We start from the raw sequence: 23,007 nt of genomic DNA on the forward strand, positions 1-23,007 counted from the left end.
TTTGAATTCATTGACGTTGTAAAATTCTTATTGTAAATTAAAATTAATACACATTTAAGGGAGGTAAGCTAATTGGGAAGTTTTATAGATTAGAAGAATTTTATATTCGTGTCAAATCAGGGACTCCCATTTAGAGCATTAGGGTATTTTTCATGATCTAGCCTTTCCTTTTTATGTTTTCATGACCCCATTTTCATTCTTCTACCGGACCTCTGGTTTGATACTCCATACTTTCTTTTTCACTAAATAGAATAAAACAAGTTTTCATACCGTAATTATTAATAATAGTCTAAAAATCAGGAGGTGTAATCTTTATCAGTTCTTACTGATAAAGAGACTGCTTGGAGATATTTAATTTAATGTGGGTGGCATCACTAATTGCGTTAACGGGATTCTTTGTTGCTTCAGAGTTTGCGATTATTAGAATTCGTAGTACAAGAATTGACCAACTTGTTTCGGAAGGAAACAAAAATGCATTAGCCGCCAAAAAAGTAATTACTAACCTTGATGAGTATTTGTCAGCTTGTCAGCTTGGTATTACAGTAACTGCTTTAGGTCTAGGTTGGCTTGGAGAAGAAACTGTTGCACATCTGTTAGCTCCATTGTTTCAGTATTTAAATGTACCAGCTTCTTTCTCAACAATTCTCTCAATTGCGATTGCTTTTAGCATCATTACATTTTTACACGTCGTAGTTGGAGAGTTAGCGCCTAAAACCGTTGCCATTCATAAGGCAGAAACAATAACTTTATTGTTTGCGAGACCACTAATCTTCTTCTATAGACTAATGTTTCCTTTGATAAAAACACTAAATGGTTCCGCTCGTTTAATAACTGGTATGTTCGGACTAAAGCCAGTTTCTGAACACGAGATGGCCCATTCTGAAGAAGAACTTAGAATGATTCTATCTGATAGCTTAAAAAGTGGGGAAATTAATCCTTCTGAATATAAATATATGAATAACATCTTTCTATTTGATGATCGAATTGCGAAGGATATTATGATTCCACGCACTGAAATTGTCGGGATTGATAAAGATACTTCAGTTGAAGAGTTTATTAAGATTGCTACGGTAGAAAATTATACAAGATATCCTGTTTATGAGGGTGATAAGGACCATATTATTGGAATGGTCAACATGAAGGAAATCTTAACTCAATACATTAAAGGTGATAAGAAAAACATTATTTCTCAATATATACGACCTGTCATTCAAGTGATTGAAACGATTTCTTTGCATGAACTCCTCGTTAAAATGCAAAAAGAACGTGTTCACATGGCCATCCTTATTGACGAGTATGGTGGGACTGACGGTCTTGTAACCGTTGAGGATATTATCGAAGAAATTGTTGGTGAGATCCGAGATGAATTTGATCACGACGAAGCACCTGATATCCGCCACATTGATTCTAATAAAGCCATTATTGACGGAAGAGTCCTACTAGAAGAAGTTAATAATCTCTTCGGACTAGAGATTGATGATACTGATGTCGACACAATCGGAGGTTGGATTCTCACCAAAAAAATGGATGCGAAAATGGGAGATACTCTTCATGTAAATAACTTTGAATTTCATATCTTAGATATGGAAGGCTTTCATATCAAAAGAGTAAAAGTAGAGCGAACTTTACTGCAGCAATCACCAGCATAATACTATATCAAGGGACATTTCAAATCGAAATGTCCCTTCTTTATGTAGAAACTAGGGTACAAGTTCCCTCTCCCCCTAACCACTCCCAAAGAAAGACTAGCAAATTGAAAGAAACCAACCACACATTTAATGTAAACAACAGTATGCTGACAAACAAACAAGCGTAAAAGACAAAAAAGCCTGTCAGTCGGAATCCCCCTCTAATTTAAGGTTATTCCGGATGACAGGCACAGGTTTATTTAAATTGCTCCATCATTTTTTGTAATTCTTCACTTAAAGCATTAAGGTTCTCTGCAGACGTGGCAATTGTCCCAATCACGCTTATTTGCTCATCCACAGAAGCAAGAACTTCTTCAGAAGAAGCAGCTGTTTCTTCTGCCACTGCTGATACATTTTGAACAGATTCTAGAATACTTCCACTATAGTCTGTTACAACTGAAATCTCTGAATTTAGAAGTCTTACAGCCTCTATAATTTGGTTCATTGCATAAGAGATTTGATTAAACTGTGTTTCTGTATCCATTACTGCATGATCCAATTTAGACGAAATTTCTGTTGTATTGCTCATTGCTTTTACGGTAGATTCAGTTTCTTTTTCCACACTGTTAATCATATGCTGAATTTCATTGGTTGCCTTGTTTGTTTGCTCAGCTAGCTTTCGGACTTCATCAGCCACGACCGCAAATCCTTTTCCAGATTCTCCAGCTCTAGCTGCCTCAATACTCGCGTTCAACGCAAGTAAATTTGTTTGTTGTGAAATGGAATCAATTGTAGTGACGATGTTTGAAATATCTTTAATACTATTGTAAAGATGGTTAATTCCAATCCCAATCTGTTCAGATGCTCTTTTTGTTGCTTCATTGGAATCTTGTAAAAATGAAACCTTTTCTTTTCCAAGGTCAATAGCCTGTGTTGACTCACTTGTTAATGTAAGCATAAGTTGATTTTGCACATTCATTTTATTAATTGCTTTACTTAAATCTTCTGTTTTTTGACTTGTCATTTCTATATCAGAAGCTTGTGCAACAGAACCCTTCGTAATCTCACTCATTGCTCTACCCATCTCTTCACTAGTTGCATTTGTTTCTTCAGCTAACGCGGAAAGCTCTAATGCTGACTGAGATACTTTAGTACTAGTTGTTTGGACATTTGATAGAACAAACCTTAATTGCTCTGCCATTTTATTAAATGCTCTTCCTAATTGGCCAATTTCATCCTCGGACTCAGGTAGTGACTCTACATTTAAATGACCTTCAGATATAAGAATAGATGATTCAGTAATTTTCCCCATAAGTTTAAGCTTCTTCTTGGTAAGAAAATAAAACAGTGTTAAGCCCACGAATGTAATTAAAGCGGAAATTCCTAGAATAATATATAACAAGGTATTTAATGATTCGTAGAACTCATATTCATATGCCCCAACACCAATATTCCAATCCCATGGCTCAAAATAAGACATATATACAATTTTGTTTCTTTCTACTGTTTCTCCAGCATTTTTCCAAGCATACTCATAAAACCTAGATTCAATATCACTTTCTTTTGCAGCTTTCACAATATCCTGAACAACAAATTGTCCACTTGAATTTTTAACTTCAGTTTTGTCATCCCCAATTGGAATAACCGGATGCAACTGGGCAATATGATTGGAGTCATATGCCATTAAATAGCCTTCTTTTTTATACACAAAGGACGATTGTTTAAAATCGTATGTTGTAGCTCCATCTTTCACCACAGCAGGCCCAACTAATAATTCACGTGCTCTCTCCTTTGCCTCTTCAAGTGTCATGTTCCCTTGCTCTACTTGCTCATTCAAGAGACCTAATGTAGAAATTGAATTATGGACAATATGCTGCAAATCCAGTTTCCCACTATTCACAAGTTCATGTTTAGCAAAATTGTAGCTTAATAAACCTAAAGCTGTTGTCGCACTTAAGATTAAAACCGTTATACCTAATAATAACTTTGTTGAAATTTTGCTAATCTTCATTAGGAATCTCCCTTTATTTTCATAATATTTTTATTTATATCGTCAATTTTAACCATTACTTTGAATGGGAAATTGCACCAAATGGGAGGGCCTAAAAGCAACTGGGAAAATAAATCCTCCTTATTTAGATCCTATCAAAAGATACATATAGTGCCTCTCTGATAACTTCTCATGAATAAACACTCTAGGTTTTCATAAAGATAAGAGGTAATATCGAAAACTATTAGGCAATTAGAAAATAAAAGATCTCTCTATTTGCTGTGTTGACATGCAAAATATATAATTTAATCAAACGTTTGTTTAATTTTGGTAAGGTGGTGCACTCATTGATAGCTTTCTTAAAAAGAAAAGATGTGTCATTAAGGCCTCATGATTATTTTGTAACGGCCCTTAACTTCATGGCACTAGGTTTATTTTCAACTCTCATTATTGGATTGATCATCGAAACAATAGGTAAACAGTTGACGATGCTACCCAATTTTTCAACATTCTTAATTGATATGGGTAGTCTCGCAAAAACGCTAATGGGTCCAGCCATTGGAGGAGCCATAGCATTCGGTTTAAGAGCTCCCCCACTTGTCATATTTGCAAGTATCGTTAGCGGGGCTGCTGGGGCAACGCTTGGTGGACCTGCAGGAAGCTATGTGGCTGCAGTGATCTCTACAGAATGTGGAAAACTCATTCATAACGAGACAAAGGTGGATATCATTCTAACTCCTTTAACAACGGTCCTTGTTGGATTCAGTGTAGCGACATTTATCGGTCCTCCTATCGGTGGATTAATGACCTACTTTGGAGAAATTATTAACTGGTCAACGAAACAACAGCCGTTACTACTTGGCATTCTAGTTGCCGTTTTAATGGGATTAGCATTAACTGCTCCTATTTCTAGTGCGGCGATTTCATTAATGTTAGGACTTGAGGGTGTTGCGGCTGGGGCAGCAACGATTGGTTGCGCTGCACAAATGATTGGCTTTGCTACGACAAGCTATCGTGAAAATGGTGTAGGAGGTCTTTTAGCAATTGGATTAGGAACTTCGATGCTTCAAGTAGGAAATATTATAAAGAACCCACTTATACTGATACCGCCAACAGTTGCAGGAGCAGTCTTGGCACCTATTGGTACGATGATGTTTCCTATGCTAAATAATGCAGCTGGAGCTGGAATGGGGACTAGTGGATTAGTGGGGCCAATGATGACCCTATCAGTTATGGGCTTTACAGGGACTGTCTTTATAAAGATCCTACTCCTTCATTTTGTCGGACCAGCGATTATTAGTTTAGTTCTATCAGAGTGGATGAGGAAAAAAGGCTATATCAAATTTGGTGATCTTAAGATTAGTACAGAACGATAAGAAAAAGCTGCTGATTTGCTCAGCAGCTTTTTCTATATACTACGGATAGGATGCATTCGAGAAATATCATACCGCTCCTACTAATAGCTCATTAATTCGCAATCATTGCACGTAAGATGGTGGTTGTTGCTTCCTTCTTATTTACATCCTCTAGCTGCGAGGATTTTACGATTAATTTTTTCACTGGCATGATAAAAGGTGTATCTGCTTTGATTAATTTGTCAGGAGCACCTACGACAATGTCATCCATGCTGATTCCATCCAGAATCTCAATCCTGCCTTTACTTTCAATCCCTAGCTGTAGTTCTACTTCTTTTACCTTACCTTTCTCCATTACAAAAGCTGAGTACTCACTGCGATTTCGTAGCACGGAATGTTCGGGAAGTAGTAATGTAGCAAAACTTTCCTGTTGGACGACTTCTACACCAATGTGATGACCGAATAATAATTGTTCCTGGTCCTCTACCTCTTCAACATTTATGGTAAAAGGAAAATAACTGGTCTCTTCATGTAAAGAAGGTGAGTTTACAGGAAATTGTGAGATATCACTGATTGTCCCAATAAGTGGTTGTTTCCCCTTTGAAATATATACTTTCTGACCCACCTGAATAGATTGTAACTCCTGCTCAGATAACTCTCCCTTAATCACATATGGATACGTAATAATCGTGATAAGTTCATCCTTACCATTTTTATTTATAGATTTAACAATGCCATCTGTGGTACTAAGAATGGTTTGAGCATCAGCTTCATTTTCAATACTTTCAAGCTGTAGCTCATAATCTTCAATGTCAATCTCTAACAACTCTTCTTTTAATTCTAATTCCCTAATTTGACTATCAATCAGAATTTCATTTGCTTCTGCCTGTGCTTCCTCCCACTCTGACTCAAATACAGTTGGGTAGCTTATAGATTTCAATGCCGATATATCCTTACTAAGCTTTCTTTCCTCTGCTTGTGCTCGTTCAATCTTACTCTCTAACTGCTGAATTAAACCCTCAGACTGAGTTGTACTGTACTGCACTAGCGGTGTTCCAACCTGAACAAAATCGCCCTCTTTGACAAGGATTTCCTCAATTACACCTAGTTGAGGCTGATAGCTAATAACAGACTCTTCTTGTGCTGTAACAACACCCTTCTTAAAATGGGAAATGCGTATATCTCCTTCTACCGGCTGATGAAAAGCATCCACCTTTGATACAAAATATAGATCAGCATCATACTTCTTGAGCAGATAAAGATTTCCAAGAATGAGGCAAAGTACAAGTATTATGATAGATGACCAAATCCATTTTTTCATGATTGCCTCCCCCTAGTTCATCCATTCCTCAATATTAATGACCGAAATTCCTGCCCCTGCTAACGCTAAAATAAAATGGACAAGAAAGACAATTAACCCTATTTCCACTCTCTGCTTTGTCGAGACGGATTGAAGGAGAATCGTTAGGTATACTAATCCACCTATGTATATAAGATTAACTTCAGTTAAAATATGAATAAATAACGGGTGATCCAATAGAATCTGAGCAACAATACCTAAAGAAATAGGTGAAGATATAGCAGGTATCCCCCAGAAATAGAAAAGAACTAGCTCTACCATTTGGTTTAATAAAATCAACCAGATAAACAGTAAGTGAATGTGAACTAACACCCCTACTCTAATTTCTTTCAATAGGTAATAGGTTAACAGAACCGAGAAAAAGAGATAAAAAACAGGAGTTAGTAACCCTTTTAATGCTATTCCGACTATATGATAAAACTGTAAAGCTTCTATATATTCCAATGACTGTTGCCCTACCTGCTTAGAAATCTCTTCTGATTGATATCCTACTATTCCAAGGATTGCTGATAATAACACACTTATACCTACTAATAATGAGAGCTTTACTAGGATTGGTTTGATCAAAAGCTGTTCCTGTTGTGACACGTTTTGAATCTTTACTTTTGAATCAAAAAAACCTCGAAATACCTGAACATTTGTCTCCATTTTACAACCTCCAACAAATTACAACAATTTCCTTTTTTGTATCATATCATAGAGCAGATTCATAATTTGGTAGATTATGTCGAATTTCAATAAACTTATGTTAAATATTTTAATGGATAAATTCTCCTTAATTAACAAACCTTATATATAACTTTCATTTTGAGGTGTAGTCTAAAATGGGTTTTAAACAAAGACTCTCAAAGGAGCAAAAGCTTCTTGGCTTTGCAATGTTGATTATTGTTATTTACTTATCTCCCCTATTTGTTTTGGGAGAAGATGCCCACATCCGGGTTCACGATAATTTAGATTCAAATCTGGCATGGTATAAGGTTTTAAAAGAGAGTGGTCAGCTGTTTGGAGGTATTGATTCTACGATTCCACAAGTGATTAATGGTGTTCCGAGAAACACTTTTGGAACGGAATGGAGTGGAATCGTTTGGTTACATATGGTATTTCCAACGATGATGGCTTACGCATTAAGTCAAGCTATAACAAGAATTTTTGCCTTTTTAGGAATGTATCTTCTATTAAAAACACATTTTCTAAAGGGGAAAGAATGGAGCATCATTACGGTTGGTACTTCATTGGCCTTTGCATTAACACCGTTTTGGCCATCAGGAATGCTTAGTACCCTAGGAATGCCACTTGCATTGTGGGCATTTCTAAATATTCGGAGCGGAAATCGTTCCTGGAAAAATTACCTTGTACTAACATTACTTCCTTTCTATTCAAGTATTGTACTCGGTTTTTTCTTTTTTCTAATTGGCATTGGCGTCTTGTGGCTGATTGACTTGGTTCGAAAAAAGAAGTTTAATCTTCACTTTCTACTTTCAATAGCTTATATGACGGTCATCTACTTAATGATTGAGTATCGACTTGTATACTCCTTTTTGTTCTCTACTGAAGCAAACTCAAGGGATGAATATTTTCACGCTCGACTTTCACTTTGGAGAGTAATTAAGTTGACCTTTAAGAATTTTGTGCTAGGTCATACCCACGTCATGACTGTACATGGGTTAATTATTCTTCCAGTCCTACTATTTGGGGTCTACCTCATTATTAGGAAAAGACTCTGGAAACAAGAAAAGCTATTTCTCTATTTATTGGCACTTAATTTCGCCTTATCAACATGGTATGCCTTTTGGTTTTATAAAGGCTGGTTACCATTAACTGAAAGATTTCACTTTATGGATACCTTTAATTTTGCAAGGTTCCATTTTCTAAGGCCATTAGTGATCTATGTAAGCTTTGCCTTAGGTTTGAAAATCTTATTGAAGGATGCAAAGAACTCCAAACCACTAGTTACCTTTTTAATTATTAGCCAATTACTAGTCCTCGTTGCCTTTAATGACGAAATCATTTACCACAAAAAGCCCTCTGTTAAGGAATTTTATGCAGAGGAGCTCTTTACAGATATTAAAGATTATATTGGGATGCCATTAGAGAATTATCGTGTTGCTTCTATTGGATTACATCCTTCCGTAGCCCAATACAACGGCTTTTATACGTTGGACACGTATAACAATTTCTATCCGCTAACGTATAAATACCAGTTCAGAGAAGTAATTGAGGATGAATTAGATAAAAACAAAACGATTAAAAGGTATTTTGATGAATGGGGTGGTCGCTGCTATATCTTTACAGCGGAGCTTGGGAAGCATTATATGTTTTCAAAGCATACAAAGAATCAGCTCGAAAATCTTGAAATTAATACAGAGCCCCTTAAGGAAATGGGAGGTAAATATATATTTTCGGCTGTTCCTATTATAAATTCAGTGGAAAATAACCTTCACTTGGAAAGAACATTTCACCATCAACATGCTGAGTGGAAGATTTATTTATACAAACTGATATAGACTTTGGAGGTAAAAAATGTGAGCACACCATCACTGACTATTGTTGTTCCCTGCTATAACGAAGAGGAAGTGTTAGAAGAGACCATCACACAGCTAGAAGCTCAATTAGAAGAATTAATAAAGGAAGAGTTGATTTCATCAACTAGCAAAGTGTTATTTGTAGATGATGGTAGTAAGGATCGTACATGGGCAATGATTTTTAAGGCTAGTATTCAAAGAGAACGAATAAAAGGCTTAAAGCTAGCTCGCAACGTTGGACATCAAAATGCTTTACTAGCAGGATTATTTGCCGCTAAACAATGCTCAGATTGCGTTATTTCAATTGACGCCGATTTACAAGACGACATCTATATTATTCGTGATTTTATCGAAAAGTTTAATGAAGGTCATGAGATTGTCTACGGTGTTCGCCATAAACGAGAAAAAGACACTTGGTTTAAACGAACGACAGCTGAAGGCTTTTATAAGGTTATGAATAAAATGGGTGTCCACCTCGTTTATAATCATGCTGATTATCGCCTTATGAGCAAGAGAGCACTAGATGAATTGGAGCATTTTAAAGAGGTAAATCTATTCTTACGTGGGATCGTTCCTCTTATTGGCTTTAAATCGACTTCTGTGTACTATGACCGCAAGGAAAGACAAGCAGGAGAGACCAAATACCCGTTGCGAAAAATGCTTTCATTCGCATTTGACGGTATCACATCTTTTTCTGTAACACCGATTCGTTTTGTATTGCTTTTGGGAATAGCTTCATTTTTAGTAAGTATGGCGTTTGGAATTTATTTTCTATCGTTAAAATTCTTTGGAGACACAGAATTAGGCTGGACCTCTCTGATTACCTCCATCTGGTTAATTGGCGGCCTACAGCTTATAGCCGTTGGTCTAATTGGGGAGTATGTAGGAAAAATTTATAAGGAAACCAAACAGCGACCTAAGTATATTGTTGATATAGATCTCCTAAACCTGCCCATTCCCAAGCACTTATTACAGAATGAGAGTAATGAACATGATTCTAGGTCCCTTAACCTTTCTAAGCTATCTGAAACGAACTAGCCCGTTTATTCGATTTTTACTAGTAGGGGTCATTAATACATTAGTAGGTTTATCGATCATCTTTATATTACTTGAGCTGACTTTGAATTATTGGTTTGCAACCTTCGTAGGAAATAGTGTTGGAGCAGCAGTTAGCTTCTTCTTAAACCGAATGTTTACCTTTAAGAGCTCGGTTTCCATTCAGCGTGGGATTCCTACATTTACTCTGACCATTCTTGTTTGTTATTTCGGTTCATATGCTACGGGTAAATGGCTTGTTATGTTAGCAGGTCCACCCTCACTTCTACCTATCTTTATCTCTGAACAAGACTTAGCTGTCCTATTAGGAGCTGCCTTATATACGTTATCTAATTATCTTGGTCAGAAATACTTTGTGTTCTCCAAAAGAACGGTGTCAGTATAATAAAGTTGAAACTGACACCACAATCGTTACGGTGATACTACTTAAGATGGTGGTTAATAAAACTGCTTGTGCGGCAAATTCAGGTGCATTGTTATACTCTAGTGCTAACAATGCACTATTTCTAGAAGTGGGAAAAGAACTTGCAATTAGGAGTGCCTGTGCTGTAATTCCTTCTAGTCCTAATATAAAAATAAGAAGGCAAGCAACTAGTGGGGAGAGTATAAGCTTCCCTACTATACTTAGTAATAAGGCTTTAGAGATTTTTTCAATTTTCAAGTAGGCAATTTGTGCTCCAAGAGTGACTAGAGCGATCGCTAAAAATGCATTTGAAATACTTTCCAACGGTTGCCAAATAAACATAGGGATTTTTAAGTTTCCCCATTTCAAAATCATCGCAACAATCAAAGCATAAATGATGGGTTGCCTTATCACTTCCTTAAAGGTATCTGTTCCTTTGTCTCCTCTAGAAGCAGAGTTAAACAATCCATAGGTGAACGTGACAATATTTTGATAAGCTGAAACAATAATTGCAATAGATAAACCGATTGGCTGCTGATGAAAAACAAGCTGACTAACAGGGATTCCAAAGTTCCCAGCGTTACTGAGCACGATACTATTTTTAAAGCTGGCAGCTAAGCCGCCTTCAAATCTATTAATCTTAGATAATACGATGCTAATAACAATTAATAAGCACGTATTTAATAGTAAAAAAAATATAATCTGTCCTAATAGTGTAAAGGTAATATCCCCCTGATAAATATTGGTAAAACATACAGCCGGTAGTAAAAAATATGTACTGAGCTTAGAAAGTGTCTGTAGATCTAAGTTGAATTTCCGGTGCAAAAACATACCGAGTCCCACAGTAAAAAAAATAGGAAACATTATATATGTCACGATCAAGATAAAGACGTCCATATAGTTCCTCCCTCTTAATCTTAATCTCTCTGCAGTAAAAAGAGTAGATGCTATGTACATCTACTCTTTAACTATTTTTTATCCCTCTTCATTAATGACGACACTTTTTCCTTTTAACTTAAGCAAGAATGGAACTAGCATCCAAAGAGCTGCAATTGCTAGGAAAGCTAAAGAAACTGGCTTTGTAAGGAAAATCATAAAGTCACCGTTAGAAATCGTTAAGGCTCTTCTTAAGTTATTTTCAATCATTGGACCTAATACTAATCCAAGTACAAGTGGTGCGACAGGGTAATCATTCTTTGTTAATAGATACCCAAACACACCACATGAAAGTAATAGAAATAAATCAAAAGTGTTAAATTGTACGGCATATACACCGAAGATTGAAATCGCAATAATGATTGGCAATAAATATTTTGCTGGGGTTTCAATAATCTTAGCGAACACCTTTACTAGAGGCATATTTAAGATTAAGAGCATTAAGTTACCAATAAACATACTAGCAATTAACCCCCATGCAACCTTAGGGTGATCTGTAAAGAAAAGTGGACCTGGCTGAATATTGTACATGATCAGTGCGCCCATTAATATGGCCGTAGTTCCTGAACCTGGAATTCCCAGTGTTAACAAGGGGATCATGGCTCCACCTGAAGCAGCGTTATTTGCGGCTTCTGGTGCTGCTACACCTTCAATTGCACCTTTTCCAAATTTCTTTGGATTTTTACTGAGCTTCTTTTCTGCAATATAAGAGAAGAATGATGCTAAAGTTGCCCCTGCTCCTGGTAAAATACCAATAAAAAAGCCAAGTAGAGAACCACGGACAATCGGTGCAGAGCTATCCTTTAAGTCCTGCTTAGTAGGAAGAACTCTTCCAACCTTCGCAATCTCTCCACCATCCGAATCCTTATCAAGGATTGTTTTAAACACTTCACCTAGTGCAAATAAACCAACCGCGATGGTTAAAAACTCGATACCCGAATAAAGAATAGGGTTGTTATATGTGAAGCGTGCAACACCAGAAACTGTGTCCATTCCAATCGTTGCTAATAATAACCCAACCACTGTCATAATCAATGCCTTTGTCATTGATTTACCCGCTAAACCACTAACAGCACATAGCCCTAATATCATTAAGGAGAAATACTCTGCAGGCCCGAAAGATAAAGCGACATCTGACAATGGTTCTGCTAATGCAGCAAGACCGATTAATGCAACAACACCCGCTACAAATGATCCAATTGCCGCGATGGATAGTGCGGCACCTGCCCGGCCTTGCTTGGCCATTTGATATCCATCCAATGTTGTCACAACCGAGGATGATTCTCCTGGTGTATTTAATAGAATAGAAGTCGTAGACCCACCATACATGGCGCCATAGTAAACTCCAGCAAGTAGAATGATAGAACTAGCTGCTGCAGATTCAGGATCAAGTCCAGCTGTAAGGGAAGCTGTAACTGGAATTAATAGTGCCACACCACTCATTGGACCGATTCCAGGTAATACCCCTACTGCTGTTCCGATTAGTACTCCTATAAACGCAAATATTAAATTTTGCCATTGCATCGCAACCGCAAAACCGTTTGCTAAAAATTGTAGAGTTTCCATATCATCCACCTCCTATCCTAAAAACCATGTTGGAAATCCAGGTAAAGACCCTTGTAACACTTCAACAAATAAGTAATACACACCAATTGAAAACGCTCCTGATATAATAATCGTTTTCAACCAAGCGCCTCTTTGCATAACCTGAAACCCGACTGTTAAAAAGAGGAATGTTGTAATTACATAACCTAGTAATTCTAACAACGCAGCATATAAAATTGCTGCCCCAAATATCATTAGAAATCTGACATAATCGGGCTTGACCTGCCCTCTTTCCTTAGTTTGATATCGAAAAGTTTCATAAAAAAGCCTTAGGCTTAATAACACTAATAAGATCCCGAGAATCTTAGGGAACATATCTGGACCCACATTACTTCCGTATGAACTCGCCGATATTTGGTAGCTCTCAAAAATAAATCCAGCTCCTATTATGAAGAAGAGGAAACTTGTATACCGATCAAAGGTTTTGCTCATATCAACTGACCTCCTAGTAAAAAGTATGGAGAAGAGGGACTCTTCTCCATAAGGCAAACCTATTTTTGCATATCAAGTGCAGTTAATAATTCAGTGATTACTTCATCTTGTTTTTCCAAGAATACTTTGAAATCTGCAGCGTTTTTATATTCACTTTCCCAACCATTTGCTTGAAGCTCTTGTAACCAAGTCTCATTCGTAGAAAGTTCATCCAACTTCCCTTGCCAGAACGCTAATTCTGCTTCACTCATTTCTTTTGGTCCAAATAAACCTCTCCAAATCGTGAAATCTGCGTCAACTCCAGCTTCTTTAAAAGTAGGGACATCAGCCAAATCACCACTTAAGCGCTCTGTTGAACTAACTGCAAGAACACGTACTTTTCCAGCCTTCACATACTCGCCTACAGCAGAAGCATCCGTTGCAATAAAGTCAGCATTTCCACCTAACAATGCTGCAATCGCTTCTCCTCCACCGTCATAAGAAACATATTTTACTTGCTTAGGATCAACACCAAACTTAAATGATGGTAGGATTGCAACTAAGTGGTCCATTGATCCTGGTGAACTTCCACCAGCAGCTGTAATTTTAGTCGGGTCATTTTTAATAGCTTCTAATAAAGAGTTTAGATCAGTAAAAGGTGAATCAGCATTTACAACGATTGCACCGTAATCCTTTGTCAATTGAGCTAACGGAGTTGTATCTTGATAACCGAATGGGCTATTTCCTTCTTTTTTCGAATGATTGATTAAAATCGGTGGTGAGCTTACAAAAAGCTTGTAAGGATTTTTAGTATCCTGTGTTGCATATTCTGCTAAGAATACTGCTCCACCGCCACCTGGCTTATTTTCAACGGTAATATTTTGATCTACTAATTTAGTTTCTCCTACTACCTTAGCAATAGCACGTGCAGTTAAATCCCAACCACCACCTGCGCCTGATGGAGCAACGATCGTAATGGGCTTTTCAGGATATTTAGATGAAGTTTCAGCTTCACCAGCTGTTTCTTGGTTTGTTCCTCCACAGGCAGCTAAACTAAAAACTAGTAAACTAATAAATAAAACAGATAATAATTTTTTCACGTAAATTCCCCCTTGTTCTATCTTTTTTAGTTAAAGAAAAAAGACAGCGTGTAAGCGCTGTCTTAAAATTATCAGAACATTAACTATTTTTATAGTTTTAGGTCATAAGTTCAAAAAAAGTTATAAGATCTATTTTGTTCATAAAGTTCACAGCAAAAAGTACCTTCGCTCCGGTCGCCCCACATTTCCGTAGATTAATTGAGCATGAATCTTCTTTTGCAATATTAGATATTCCAAATACCTTCTTGCAGTTGATCGACTTACACCTGATCTTTTACTTAATTCCTCAGCAGTGATCCCTTCATTACCCGTTAACCTGATACTTTCTAGCAGTTTTTCTAAGGTTAGTGGATCGATTCCTTTTGGTACTTCTTCTTCCTGCTGCAGCTTCGTAGAGCTATTCCATAACCCCTCAATTTGCTCTTGAGTTAATGTTGAATTCTGAGAGAGTTGTATGGCTTTTAACCGATAATTTTCTAAGCTATTTTTAAATCGGTCGAAGGTTAATGGTTTAACGATATAATCTACCACACCACCATGAAGAGCCTGACGAACAACTTCCACCTCAGAGGCTGCCGTAATCATGATAATATCTATATGACCAAATTGCTGTCTAATCATTTTTACTAAGTCAATCCCTAACATGTCTGGCAAGTATACGTCGAGTAAAACTAATTGGGGTTGAACGGTTTCTAACCAATCCTTTGCTTGTTCGCCTGTCGTTGCAGTCCCAATCACTTTAAATCCATCTACTTTCTCTGTAAACCTCCGATGAATTTCAGCAATTCTTAAATCATCCTCCACGATTAGCACTTCAATGGCTTGTTCCATGTAGACCTCCCCCTCCACTCTTAGGAATAGACACAATAAATAAGGCACCTCCAAGATCACCTTTTTCTATTGTTATGTACCCACCTAATTCTTCTGTTAACTCAAGCACTTTGGCTAAGCCAAAACCTCGATTTGGACCATCTTTAGTTGTAAACCCTTTATTGAAGATCTGTTCATGGATATCCCCTGTAATTCCGTCTCCATTATCCTCCACTTCAATCACTAGTTCATCCCCACTGTCTGAGACCAAAAACTGAACCTTTTTACCTTGTTTACCATTGTGCTCAACAGCCTCAAATGCATTTGTAATCAAATTGCCTACAATTGAAACAAAGTAACTATTATCCAGTATCCCTTTTAAATCCTGAAGTTGACTGGAAGAATCAATGATAAACTCAATCTTCAACTCTTTTGCCCTATTGTAAAATCCTAATAAGAGCCCTGCTAATAGCGGATCTCGAATTTTTTTCATAATTAGCTTAACTAGTTCTTGATGTCCTGCTGCTTCCCTATGGATTAACTCAAGAGCTTCATCATAAGATTCTAATTGGATAAGCCCAGATAAAGTATATAAAAGATTATTGTACTCGTGTGTTTGAGCACGAAGCGCTTCGGTGTATTGCTTTACCTGAGATAACTCTTCAGTTAACTGATCAATCTCTGATTTCAACCTAAAACTTGATACGACTCCGATTACATCCTTTCCTACTTTAACGGGCAGTCGATTAGCAATTACTGTTTTTCTTCCGATTTGAAGCTGCCGATCTAGCTGCTCTTCGCCGGTTTCAACGACCTCAAGCATGGTTGAATGTGGTATTACCGATAATATAGATTTCCCAATAACAGTTTGGTTTTTCTCTAGAGAAAGAATATCATAGGCTGCCTGATTAGCAAGAATAATCTTACCGATTCTGTCAACCACTATAATCCCTTCTCTAACAGATTCTATAACTGCATTTCGCTCTTTGTAGAGGGATGCAATTTCTACTGGTTCTAGACCAAATAATAATTTCTTGATGCTTTTCGAAAGATAGATAGAGCCTAGTATTCCTATAACTAGTCCTATAACAGCAATAGGAATGATTGGACTCCCATAATCAGTGGAAAGCTGTGCAATATCTTCTAGCAAGAAACCGACAGATACTATTCCAATAATTGCACCTTCATCATTATATATAGGGACCTTTCCCCTTAATGCAGGCCCGAGTGTACCTGTTGCTTTAGACGTATATGACTCTCCGTTTACAAGGGCTCGATCATTATCCCCCCCAACCATTTTCTTTCCTAGTCTTTCAGGTACCGGGTGAGAGTAACGAATGCCTTCTTTATTCCCAATAACGATATACTCCGCATCGGTTTCTAATCGAATTCTTTCAGCGATTGGCTGAATAATCTCCCAAGGGCGTTCAGTATCAAAAGCTCGGATAATCTCAGGAGTCTCTGCGACTGTACTCGCGATATGTAACGCTCTCTTCTCCAGCTGATTTTCTATTGTATTAGACAACGTATAATAAAATAAAATACTGGTTTGCAATACAATAATCAACGTAAGAAAGACGATAAACACCATAATTCTCTGCTGTAAATTAATATTTCTAAACGTAAGCATACTGTCTCAATTCCCTCTAATGGAGCGCATTTTTGAATACGATCATTATAATCGTAATCGTAAGTTTTATTTTTAAACTTGAATTACTATTTATTCTATTAAGTTTAGTAATTTAAGGCTCTATTTATAGTAAGCAGAAATAGGGTCAAACTACTTAATGCTATAAAAGTAAAAGTAATTCGTTTCCTTTTCAAATCCAATCTTTTCATATAAAGCTTGAGCCTTCACATTATCAAAACCTGTCTCTAAAGAAATTCCTTTTGCATTTACCTCTTTTCCAAATTGAATGGCTGTATCTATTAATGCATTTCCTACCCCTAAACGACGAGCATCTTCAACCACATATAAATCGTTTAAGACTAAAGTACGTCTCATTCCTACAGAAGAAAACATAGGGTAAAGCTGTGTAAATCCTACTGCTTTTCCTTCATGAACACATAAAAATATAGTAGACTCGTTGTTTTCAATTCGATCCTTTAAAAACCTTTTTGCTCCATCGATGTCAGTTTCCTGACCATAAAATCTTCTATACAGATCAAATAATTCTGCTGCCTCATTTAATTCATTTAGCGTTACTTTAACAATATTCATTTTATTTTCTCCCTCACTTAAATTATTAGGTTGTTTAACATGGTACTATTTTTATACAAATACATCCTTTAAGCAAGCATTAATTATTTCATCAATTTTTTTTGATTTAGTTGTTGACATTAGTAAATATTGGATATATGATTAATACATCAAAATAAATTGATATACAGAACCACACTACTTAACACTGGCACCCAACCATAAAATTTAAATCAATTTTTTTTGATAAAATTAATCAATTAAATTTGATATAGGAGTGATAAATATGTTTTATTATCAAAATGAAATGCTTGTTCAACAAAGAATGGCTGAAATGGAGAAAAAGGCAACACATGCTTGGAAGTTCTCCTCTATTAACAAAATAGGGGTATTCCACAAATCCAGTAAAGAAGTATTAATTGACAAAGATGTTACCCTACCTTGTCAAGCTAAGGTTTGCTGTGCAACTTACTAATTTTTTTATACATCTGGTTCTTAATCGGAGCCTATCTTTTATAATTAGGAGAGTCAAAAATGACAGTTAATCATGCAGGAGCACTGAAAAAGGAATATTTCATTGCCTATCTTAAGTTAGTTTTGAATGCTAGAGAGTGTACGATTGAAGAAGCAAAAGATATTACGTTCAATCTATTTTTTCGCCAAAATAAAGAGATCTATGGGGAAGAGACTTATAAACAGTTTTTATTAGCATACCAAGACTTGCATTGTAGACTTATAGCTGGTTAATCTTTAATGAACCTCTCTGGTTCTATACCTATTTGGAAGGTCATAATAATATGGAAGCAATAATAAGGAGGGTTTATTATGTTGCAGAATTTGAAAGAACAAGACTTTGAAACAGCTGTAAAGCAGTCAACTAAGCCGGTCGTATTAAAATTTACTGCAGATTGGTGACCGGGATGCAGACAACTGGCTCCAGTTGTAAGTAGTGTTTCCGAAGAACTATCTGAGGTTGATTTTTACAGCGTAGACGTGGATCAAGCTCCAAATCTAGCCAGACAATTTGGGGTTATGAGTATACCAACCATGATACTTGTTAAAAATGGTGAGGAAATTGACAGAGTGACTGGTGCTATTCCGGAAGAGGCTGTTCGAGAGTTTGCTACTCAATAAGATAGAGAACAGAGCTGGTGATGTTGACCTGCTCTGTTTTCTTTTTGGTTGGAGCTGAATTAACAGAAAATTCTTGACACAAGTTTCCCTGTCATTTAATATGAAGTTCTACATTTCGACATTATTAGGTCGGGCTTTAGCAGGATTATCTTAAGGGGGAATTTATCTTGAGTCAGCAAGAAACAAAACGTGAGCAATGGGGATCTCGGATTGGATTTATCCTCGCTTGCTTAGGTTCAGCAGTAGGATTAGGAAATGTTTGGAGATTTTCAACAACCGCTGGTGAAAATGGTGGGGGAGCATTCATATTAGTTTATTTATTAATTATTCTTTTTATCGGTATCCCAGTTGTAATGGCTGAATTTACAATCGGACGTAAATCTCAAAGTGATGCGGTTGGCTCTTTCCAAAAGCTAGCACCAGGCAAGCCTTGGTTCATCGCTGGATTCCTTGGAGTCGCGGCATCTTTTATCATCTTATCCTTCTATGGTGTTGTCGCTGGTTGGGTAATGAAGTACTTTTTCGGTTACCTCACAGGTTCACTTGTAAATGTACCTGAAAATGATTTCACAGGTTATTTTGTATCATTTATTGGTAAAACTGCAGAACCGATCATTTGGCAGTTCATCTTTATGGCTCTAACGGTTGGAATAGTAGTGGTTGGGGTTAAAAAAGGAATTGAAGCAGCAAATAAAGTATTAATGCCATTATTAGGGGTTTTGTTAATTATTCTTGCAATCTATAGTTTAACCTTAGGTGGAGCAAAGGAAGGATTAACTTTCTTGTTTAGTCCGGATTGGAGCAAACTGGCTGATCCACATTTGTATTTAGCCGCTCTAGGTCAAGCATTCTTCTCTCTAAGCCTTGGAATGGGAGCTCTCATTACATATGGAAGCTATTTGAGCAAAGAAAATAAACTACCAACTGCTGCCTTAAGTGTTGGTGCACTTGATACATTAGTAGCACTTACAGCTGGTATTCTTATTTTCCCAGCCGTGTTTGCATTTGGATTAGATCCTGCTGGTGGAGCTGGTCTTGTATTTATGACTTTACCAAACGTCTTTGATCAAATGCCACTTGGAGCAGTTGCAGGTGCTGCATTCTTCTTCTTATTATTTGCAGCTGCTTTAACATCTGCAGTATCTCTCTTGGAAGTAGCAGTCGCTTATTTTATGAGAAAGTTTTCTTGGGGACGAAAACAAGCTGTTTTAATCATCGGTAGTATCATCTTTGTCCTTGGAATTCCTTCTTCTTTATCTCAAGGGGCAGTTCCAATTACAATTATGGGTAAGGATTTCTTAACCTTCATGGATGAATTATCAGGAAATGTATTTCTACCACTAGGTGGATTAATCATTGCGTTGTTCATCGGTTGGGGATGGAAGAAGACAGACGCACTTAGAGATTCAGATCTTGGAGATACATTAATCGGAAACATATGGATCTGGTGTGTACGTATTCTAGCTCCAGTTGGAATCCTTCTGATCTTCTTAAATAAAATAGGAATCGTTGGTTAAAAACGGAAGAGGGTAGACTTTTAAAGTCTACCCTCTTTTTTATGTTTTGTACCTATTTTACATACACTCTGGTTTCAAAAGGCTGTAATATCAACTTAGTAGTAGGATGATGATCATCTACCTGATAGTTAGCTAGCATGAGCCTTTCAAAGGTTAAAGTAAAATCCGAATAACTAAATTCTACCTGTTTATCTGAAATATTTGCGATGACGATCACCTCTTCTTCATCTAATCTCCTAGTATAAGCATAGATGTTAGGATGCTCATCTAAGATTAAATCGTAAATGCCATAAGTAAAGATAGGATTCTCTTTTTTTAATCTAATCATTTTCTTATAAAAGTGAAGGATTGATGCTGAATCAGAACGTTGCTGTTCCACATTGATATCGAGGTAATTTGGATTTACACCAAGCCACGGGGTACCTGTTGAAAACCCAGCATTGAGTTCTTTAGACCATTGCATCGGTGTTCGTGAGTTATCTCTGCTTGTCGTCCAAATTATGTCCATGATGTTGTCAACTGGCGTCCCTTCTTCTCTTTTAATGGAATACAGGTTTTTTGTTGCGACATCATTATATTGATCAATCTTTTCAAATCGCACATTTGTCATTCCGATTTCTTGCCCTTGGTAAATAAATGGTGTCCCTTGCATAAGAAAATACATGGCACCTAAAGACGTTGCACTTTCCCTCCAAAACTCTTGATCATTTCCCCAAGTTGAAACCACTCTTGCCTTATCATGATTTTCAATAAAAAGAGCATTCCACCCCTTGTTTTCTAAACCTTTTTGCCAATTAGTAAAAACTCTCTTTAAATCAACCAGGTCCATCTCTTTCTTTTCAGCATCCCATAATCCTAGATGCTCGAATTGAAAAACCATATTGAACTTACCCTTTTTTTCTCCCACCCATAGATCAGCGTCACTTACACTAACGCCATTAGCTTCACCGACCGTCATAATATCATAGTTACTAAATGTTGCATCTCTTAATTCCTCTAAAAACGGATGAATTCCTTCAACATTCATATGCCTTTCAAAAGAAGATACATACTTTAGCCCGTTTGGATTTGGAAGGTCTGTAAATCCCTCTTCCTTTTTAATATGACTAATTGCATCAACACGAAAGCCATCAATTCCTTTGTCTAGCCACCAATTGATCATATCGTACAGAGCAGTCCGAACTTCTTTGTTTTCCCAGTTTAAATCTGGCTGTTTTTTGGAGAAAAGGTGTAAGAAATATTGTTTAGTTGCTTGGTCATATTCCCAAGCAGATCCACCAAATATACTTTCCCAATTATTTGGTTCCTTACCGTCCTTACCATCTCGCCAAATGTACCAATCTCGCTTCTCGCTGGTCTTGGAAGCTCTTGATTCAATAAACCATGGGTGCTCATCACTAGTATGATTAATCACAAGATCAATGATCAACTTCATACCCCGTCGATGGGTCTCAGCTAGTAGCTGATCAAAATCTGCCATTGTACCAAATTCGGGAATGATATCCTGATAATCACTAATATCATATCCATTATCATCATTTGGAGATTTGTACATAGGGCAAATCCAAATAACATCAATACCAAGATCTTTCAAATAATCAAGCTTTGAAATGATGCCTTGAAGATCTCCTATGCCATCACCATTTGAATCCATAAAGCTTCTCGGATAGATTTGATATGCTACAGCTTCCTTCCACCATACGTGTTTCATTTATGTTCCCCTTTTCCGTAAATTCTAGTTTGAAAGTAATCTATATGTATTATTGAATGGTTTATGAATATAACTTAACTCATCTTAGTATAGCCTTCCTCAATCTTAGGGAAAACATCTAATATTGGAGAATAATTTCAGCAAACTGCACTAAAAAGGCTACTGGTGCAATCAGTAGCCTTTTTAAATAGGTTTATTCAATGGGTCCACGGTAATGCTTTATATCTTCAAAGGGTACAATCCACCTTTTCTTTTTATCATGATAAAATGCTCTCAGTGTTGTATCCTCAATCAACTGCGGGAAGAAAAATGAGCTTTGTTCCAGTCTTGCAACGAGTATATTATTCTCTTTTATTAACATTACTTTAGCAGATATCGCTTCACCATTTGCTGTTTTAGAATCCCGTTCTGACAATGGAAGTCTAATAATCTCAGTAAACATTTTATCACCACTTAATCCTAACTATTTTTCATTGTTCCATAAATAGAAAAACACCTGCAAAAACTATAGGTTGATAGCCTTAGTTTAGTTCACAGGTGTTTATAGCTAAAAGCAGGTTCCCTACCTTATTTAAACCATTCACACAATAATATTAGGCCCAATTAAAACAGGATCGCTACTTCTTTTGACCTATAAAAACTATCACGATTACTTGTTTTAGTATATTTCAATCATGATAAAAGCGATATAGGAATCAGTTCCTATCGTTTTCCTATCCGTATCATTTAGATAATAAGAGAAACTTCATTTCCAACCTCATTATATAGGACATTATTCACTGTCTTGAACATCATATATATACCACGACCTCTATGGTTAAAAAGATTATCCTTGAGTAGATGATCAACACCATATTCTTCAATGATTTTTATTTTATCTCTAACTAGAAAACCTTTACCACTATCCTTGATCATAATAGCCAATCCTTTTTCCTCAGAATGACATATTTTAATATGGATGGGAAAACCACCATGTTCAATCGCATTATCAAGTGCTTCTATTACAGCCACTTTTGTTGAATAGACCATTTTAAATGGACATATCATTTTGACTTGTTTTTCTATGAACTCAACAATTTCTTCATATTCATCAATACAATAGGCCTGAAAGGAGTATACTTGCAGTAATGGGGACATGTTAATCTATTCTCCTTATCCTTATAGTTATCTTTATATTATATGAAAAATGTCGAACTGTGTAGAATTTTGTTGTTAATTCCACAAAAAGGAGAATATTCTATTAGTTTCCTTACAAAACAGGAGGGTTTA

21 protein-coding genes and 2 pseudogenes are annotated in these 23,007 nt (G+C 36.6%); 9 read left to right on the forward strand and 14 right to left on the reverse strand.

What is annotated here, in order from left to right; translation table 11 throughout:
* The first annotated feature begins 359 nt into the window (after positions 1-359).
* Positions 360-1,649, forward strand: a complete 1,290-nt coding sequence (locus G4D63_RS03815) for a hemolysin family protein (protein WP_204559007.1) — start codon at positions 360-362, stop codon at positions 1,647-1,649.
* A gap of 235 nt (positions 1,650-1,884) precedes the next feature.
* Here G4D63_RS03815 and G4D63_RS22365 read toward each other — a convergent pair whose 3' ends face one another.
* Positions 1,885-2,829, reverse strand: coding sequence for a methyl-accepting chemotaxis protein (locus tag G4D63_RS22365; RefSeq protein WP_420837799.1), 945 nt, complete (start codon positions 2,827-2,829; stop codon positions 1,885-1,887).
* A pseudogene (locus tag G4D63_RS22370) lies at positions 2,824-3,639 on the reverse strand (cache domain-containing protein); the annotation flags it as partial. The pseudogene G4D63_RS22370 and the gene G4D63_RS22365, both read right to left, overlap by 6 nt.
* 326 nt (positions 3,640-3,965) lie before the next feature.
* Here G4D63_RS22370 and G4D63_RS03825 point away from each other — a divergent pair.
* Positions 3,966-4,994: a PTS sugar transporter subunit IIC gene (locus G4D63_RS03825; RefSeq protein ID WP_163177850.1), complete on the forward strand. Its 1,029-nt coding sequence runs from the start codon at positions 3,966-3,968 to the stop codon at positions 4,992-4,994.
* A gap of 91 nt (positions 4,995-5,085) precedes the next feature.
* Here G4D63_RS03825 and G4D63_RS03830 read toward each other — a convergent pair whose 3' ends face one another.
* Both G4D63_RS03830 and G4D63_RS03835 read right to left on the reverse strand, forming a co-directional pair.
* A complete protein-coding gene (locus G4D63_RS03830) occupies positions 5,086-6,294 on the reverse strand; it encodes an efflux RND transporter periplasmic adaptor subunit (protein ID WP_163177852.1) in 1,209 nt (402 codons plus the stop codon).
* Between the two features lie 12 nt (positions 6,295-6,306).
* Positions 6,307-6,981 (reverse strand): hypothetical protein, encoded by a 675-nt coding sequence (locus tag G4D63_RS03835; RefSeq protein WP_163177854.1) that lies wholly within the window; start codon positions 6,979-6,981, stop codon positions 6,307-6,309.
* Between the two features lie 176 nt (positions 6,982-7,157).
* Here G4D63_RS03835 and G4D63_RS03840 point away from each other — a divergent pair, with 176 nt between their 5' ends.
* Genes G4D63_RS03840 through G4D63_RS03850 form a run of 3 tightly spaced genes read left to right on the forward strand, consistent with a single transcriptional unit; the run spans position 7,158 to position 10,296 of the window.
* The gene (locus tag G4D63_RS03840; RefSeq protein ID WP_163177856.1) at positions 7,158-8,837 is read left to right on the forward strand and encodes a DUF6044 family protein; all 1,680 of its coding nucleotides are present in this window, start codon (positions 7,158-7,160) and stop codon (positions 8,835-8,837) included.
* 18 nt (positions 8,838-8,855) lie between these two features.
* On the forward strand, positions 8,856-9,893 hold the full coding sequence (locus G4D63_RS03845; protein WP_163177858.1) for a glycosyltransferase: 1,038 nt from the start codon (positions 8,856-8,858) through the stop codon (positions 9,891-9,893).
* Entirely contained in the window at positions 9,841-10,296 is a 456-nt protein-coding gene (locus G4D63_RS03850) for a GtrA family protein (RefSeq protein WP_338023884.1), read from the forward strand. Before G4D63_RS03845 ends, G4D63_RS03850 begins: the two co-directional genes overlap by 53 nt.
* On the opposite strand, the gene G4D63_RS03855 is transcribed toward G4D63_RS03850, so the two are convergent.
* The 7 genes from G4D63_RS03855 to G4D63_RS03885 all read right to left on the reverse strand — a co-directional run bounded on the left by G4D63_RS03855 (position 10,288) and on the right by G4D63_RS03885 (position 17,397).
* Entirely contained in the window at positions 10,288-11,211 is a 924-nt protein-coding gene (locus G4D63_RS03855; protein ID WP_163177860.1) for an AEC family transporter, read from the reverse strand. The two genes, G4D63_RS03850 and G4D63_RS03855, sit on opposite strands and share 9 nt — an antisense overlap.
* Before the next feature lie 78 nt (positions 11,212-11,289).
* Positions 11,290-12,816 carry a tripartite tricarboxylate transporter permease gene (locus tag G4D63_RS03860; protein WP_163177862.1) on the reverse strand — a complete coding sequence of 509 codons (1,527 nt, stop codon included), beginning with the start codon at positions 12,814-12,816 and terminating at the stop codon, positions 11,290-11,292.
* A gap of 12 nt (positions 12,817-12,828) precedes the next feature.
* On the reverse strand, positions 12,829-13,287 hold the full coding sequence (locus G4D63_RS03865) for a tripartite tricarboxylate transporter TctB family protein (protein ID WP_163177864.1): 459 nt from the start codon (positions 13,285-13,287) through the stop codon (positions 12,829-12,831).
* Between the two features lie 59 nt (positions 13,288-13,346).
* Positions 13,347-14,372 (reverse strand): tripartite tricarboxylate transporter substrate binding protein, encoded by a 1,026-nt coding sequence (locus G4D63_RS03870; protein ID WP_204559027.1) that lies wholly within the window; start codon positions 14,370-14,372, stop codon positions 13,347-13,349.
* A gap of 141 nt (positions 14,373-14,513) precedes the next feature.
* Entirely contained in the window at positions 14,514-15,197 is a 684-nt protein-coding gene (locus G4D63_RS03875; protein WP_163177866.1) for a response regulator, read from the reverse strand.
* Positions 15,181-16,806 carry an ATP-binding protein gene (locus G4D63_RS03880; protein WP_163177868.1) on the reverse strand — a complete coding sequence of 542 codons (1,626 nt, stop codon included), beginning with the start codon at positions 16,804-16,806 and terminating at the stop codon, positions 15,181-15,183. Before G4D63_RS03880 ends, G4D63_RS03875 begins: the two co-directional genes overlap by 17 nt.
* Before the next feature lie 150 nt (positions 16,807-16,956).
* Positions 16,957-17,397, reverse strand: coding sequence for a GNAT family N-acetyltransferase (locus G4D63_RS03885; protein ID WP_163177870.1), 441 nt, complete (start codon positions 17,395-17,397; stop codon positions 16,957-16,959).
* Between the two features lie 265 nt (positions 17,398-17,662).
* On the opposite strand from G4D63_RS03885, the gene G4D63_RS03890 reads away from it, so the two are divergent.
* From G4D63_RS03890 to G4D63_RS03905, 4 genes and pseudogenes are all read left to right on the forward strand, one after another.
* Entirely contained in the window at positions 17,663-17,851 is a 189-nt protein-coding gene (locus G4D63_RS03890; protein ID WP_163177872.1) for a hypothetical protein, read from the forward strand.
* Between the two features lie 59 nt (positions 17,852-17,910).
* The gene (locus G4D63_RS03895) at positions 17,911-18,123 is read left to right on the forward strand and encodes a hypothetical protein (protein WP_163177874.1); all 213 of its coding nucleotides are present in this window, start codon (positions 17,911-17,913) and stop codon (positions 18,121-18,123) included.
* Between the two features lie 180 nt (positions 18,124-18,303).
* Positions 18,304-18,510: pseudogene (locus G4D63_RS03900) on the forward strand (thioredoxin family protein); the annotation flags it as partial.
* A 164-nt stretch (positions 18,511-18,674) separates the two neighbouring features.
* On the forward strand, positions 18,675-20,027 hold the full coding sequence (locus G4D63_RS03905; RefSeq protein ID WP_163178396.1) for a sodium-dependent transporter: 1,353 nt from the start codon (positions 18,675-18,677) through the stop codon (positions 20,025-20,027).
* Positions 20,028-20,079: 52 nt separating this feature from the next.
* Here the strand turns inward: G4D63_RS03905 and G4D63_RS03910 are convergent, their stop codons facing one another.
* The 3 genes from G4D63_RS03910 to G4D63_RS03920 all read right to left on the reverse strand — a co-directional run bounded on the left by G4D63_RS03910 (position 20,080) and on the right by G4D63_RS03920 (position 22,875).
* The gene (locus tag G4D63_RS03910) at positions 20,080-21,738 is read right to left on the reverse strand and encodes a glycoside hydrolase family 13 protein (RefSeq protein WP_163177877.1); all 1,659 of its coding nucleotides are present in this window, start codon (positions 21,736-21,738) and stop codon (positions 20,080-20,082) included.
* A gap of 193 nt (positions 21,739-21,931) precedes the next feature.
* Entirely contained in the window at positions 21,932-22,180 is a 249-nt protein-coding gene (locus tag G4D63_RS03915) for a hypothetical protein (protein ID WP_163177879.1), read from the reverse strand.
* 284 nt (positions 22,181-22,464) lie between these two features.
* The gene (locus tag G4D63_RS03920; RefSeq protein ID WP_163177881.1) at positions 22,465-22,875 is read right to left on the reverse strand and encodes an ATP-binding protein; all 411 of its coding nucleotides are present in this window, start codon (positions 22,873-22,875) and stop codon (positions 22,465-22,467) included.
* Between the last annotated feature and the right edge of the window lie 132 nt (positions 22,876-23,007).

Source organism: Bacillus mesophilus, assembly GCF_011008845.1.
Taxonomy (GTDB): Bacteria; Bacillota; Bacilli; order Bacillales; family SA4; genus Bacillus_BS; species Bacillus_BS mesophilus.

Coding starts and splice junctions, on each gene's coding strand:
- G4D63_RS03815 (WP_204559007.1), top strand. CDS start 360: ATGTGGGTGGCATCACTAATTGCGTTAACGGGATTCTTTGTTGCTTCA.
- G4D63_RS22365 (WP_420837799.1), bottom strand. CDS start 2,829: ATGGCAGAGCAATTAAGGTTTGTTCTATCAAATGTCCAAACAACTAGT.
- G4D63_RS03910 (WP_163177877.1), bottom strand. CDS start 21,738: ATGAAACACGTATGGTGGAAGGAAGCTGTAGCATATCAAATCTATCCG.
- G4D63_RS03885 (WP_163177870.1), bottom strand. CDS start 17,397: ATGAATATTGTTAAAGTAACGCTAAATGAATTAAATGAGGCAGCAGAA.
- G4D63_RS03920 (WP_163177881.1), bottom strand. CDS start 22,875: ATGTCCCCATTACTGCAAGTATACTCCTTTCAGGCCTATTGTATTGAT.
- G4D63_RS03835 (WP_163177854.1), bottom strand. CDS start 6,981: ATGGAGACAAATGTTCAGGTATTTCGAGGTTTTTTTGATTCAAAAGTA.
- G4D63_RS03875 (WP_163177866.1), bottom strand. CDS start 15,197: ATGGAACAAGCCATTGAAGTGCTAATCGTGGAGGATGATTTAAGAATT.
- G4D63_RS03865 (WP_163177864.1), bottom strand. CDS start 13,287: ATGAGCAAAACCTTTGATCGGTATACAAGTTTCCTCTTCTTCATAATA.
- G4D63_RS03840 (WP_163177856.1), top strand. CDS start 7,158: ATGGGTTTTAAACAAAGACTCTCAAAGGAGCAAAAGCTTCTTGGCTTT.
- G4D63_RS03850 (WP_338023884.1), top strand. CDS start 9,841: ATGAACATGATTCTAGGTCCCTTAACCTTTCTAAGCTATCTGAAACGA.
- G4D63_RS03915 (WP_163177879.1), bottom strand. CDS start 22,180: ATGTTTACTGAGATTATTAGACTTCCATTGTCAGAACGGGATTCTAAA.
- G4D63_RS03895 (WP_163177874.1), top strand. CDS start 17,911: ATGACAGTTAATCATGCAGGAGCACTGAAAAAGGAATATTTCATTGCC.
- G4D63_RS03830 (WP_163177852.1), bottom strand. CDS start 6,294: ATGAAAAAATGGATTTGGTCATCTATCATAATACTTGTACTTTGCCTC.
- G4D63_RS03880 (WP_163177868.1), bottom strand. CDS start 16,806: ATGCTTACGTTTAGAAATATTAATTTACAGCAGAGAATTATGGTGTTT.
- G4D63_RS03890 (WP_163177872.1), top strand. CDS start 17,663: ATGTTTTATTATCAAAATGAAATGCTTGTTCAACAAAGAATGGCTGAA.
- G4D63_RS03860 (WP_163177862.1), bottom strand. CDS start 12,816: ATGGAAACTCTACAATTTTTAGCAAACGGTTTTGCGGTTGCGATGCAA.
- G4D63_RS03855 (WP_163177860.1), bottom strand. CDS start 11,211: ATGGACGTCTTTATCTTGATCGTGACATATATAATGTTTCCTATTTTT.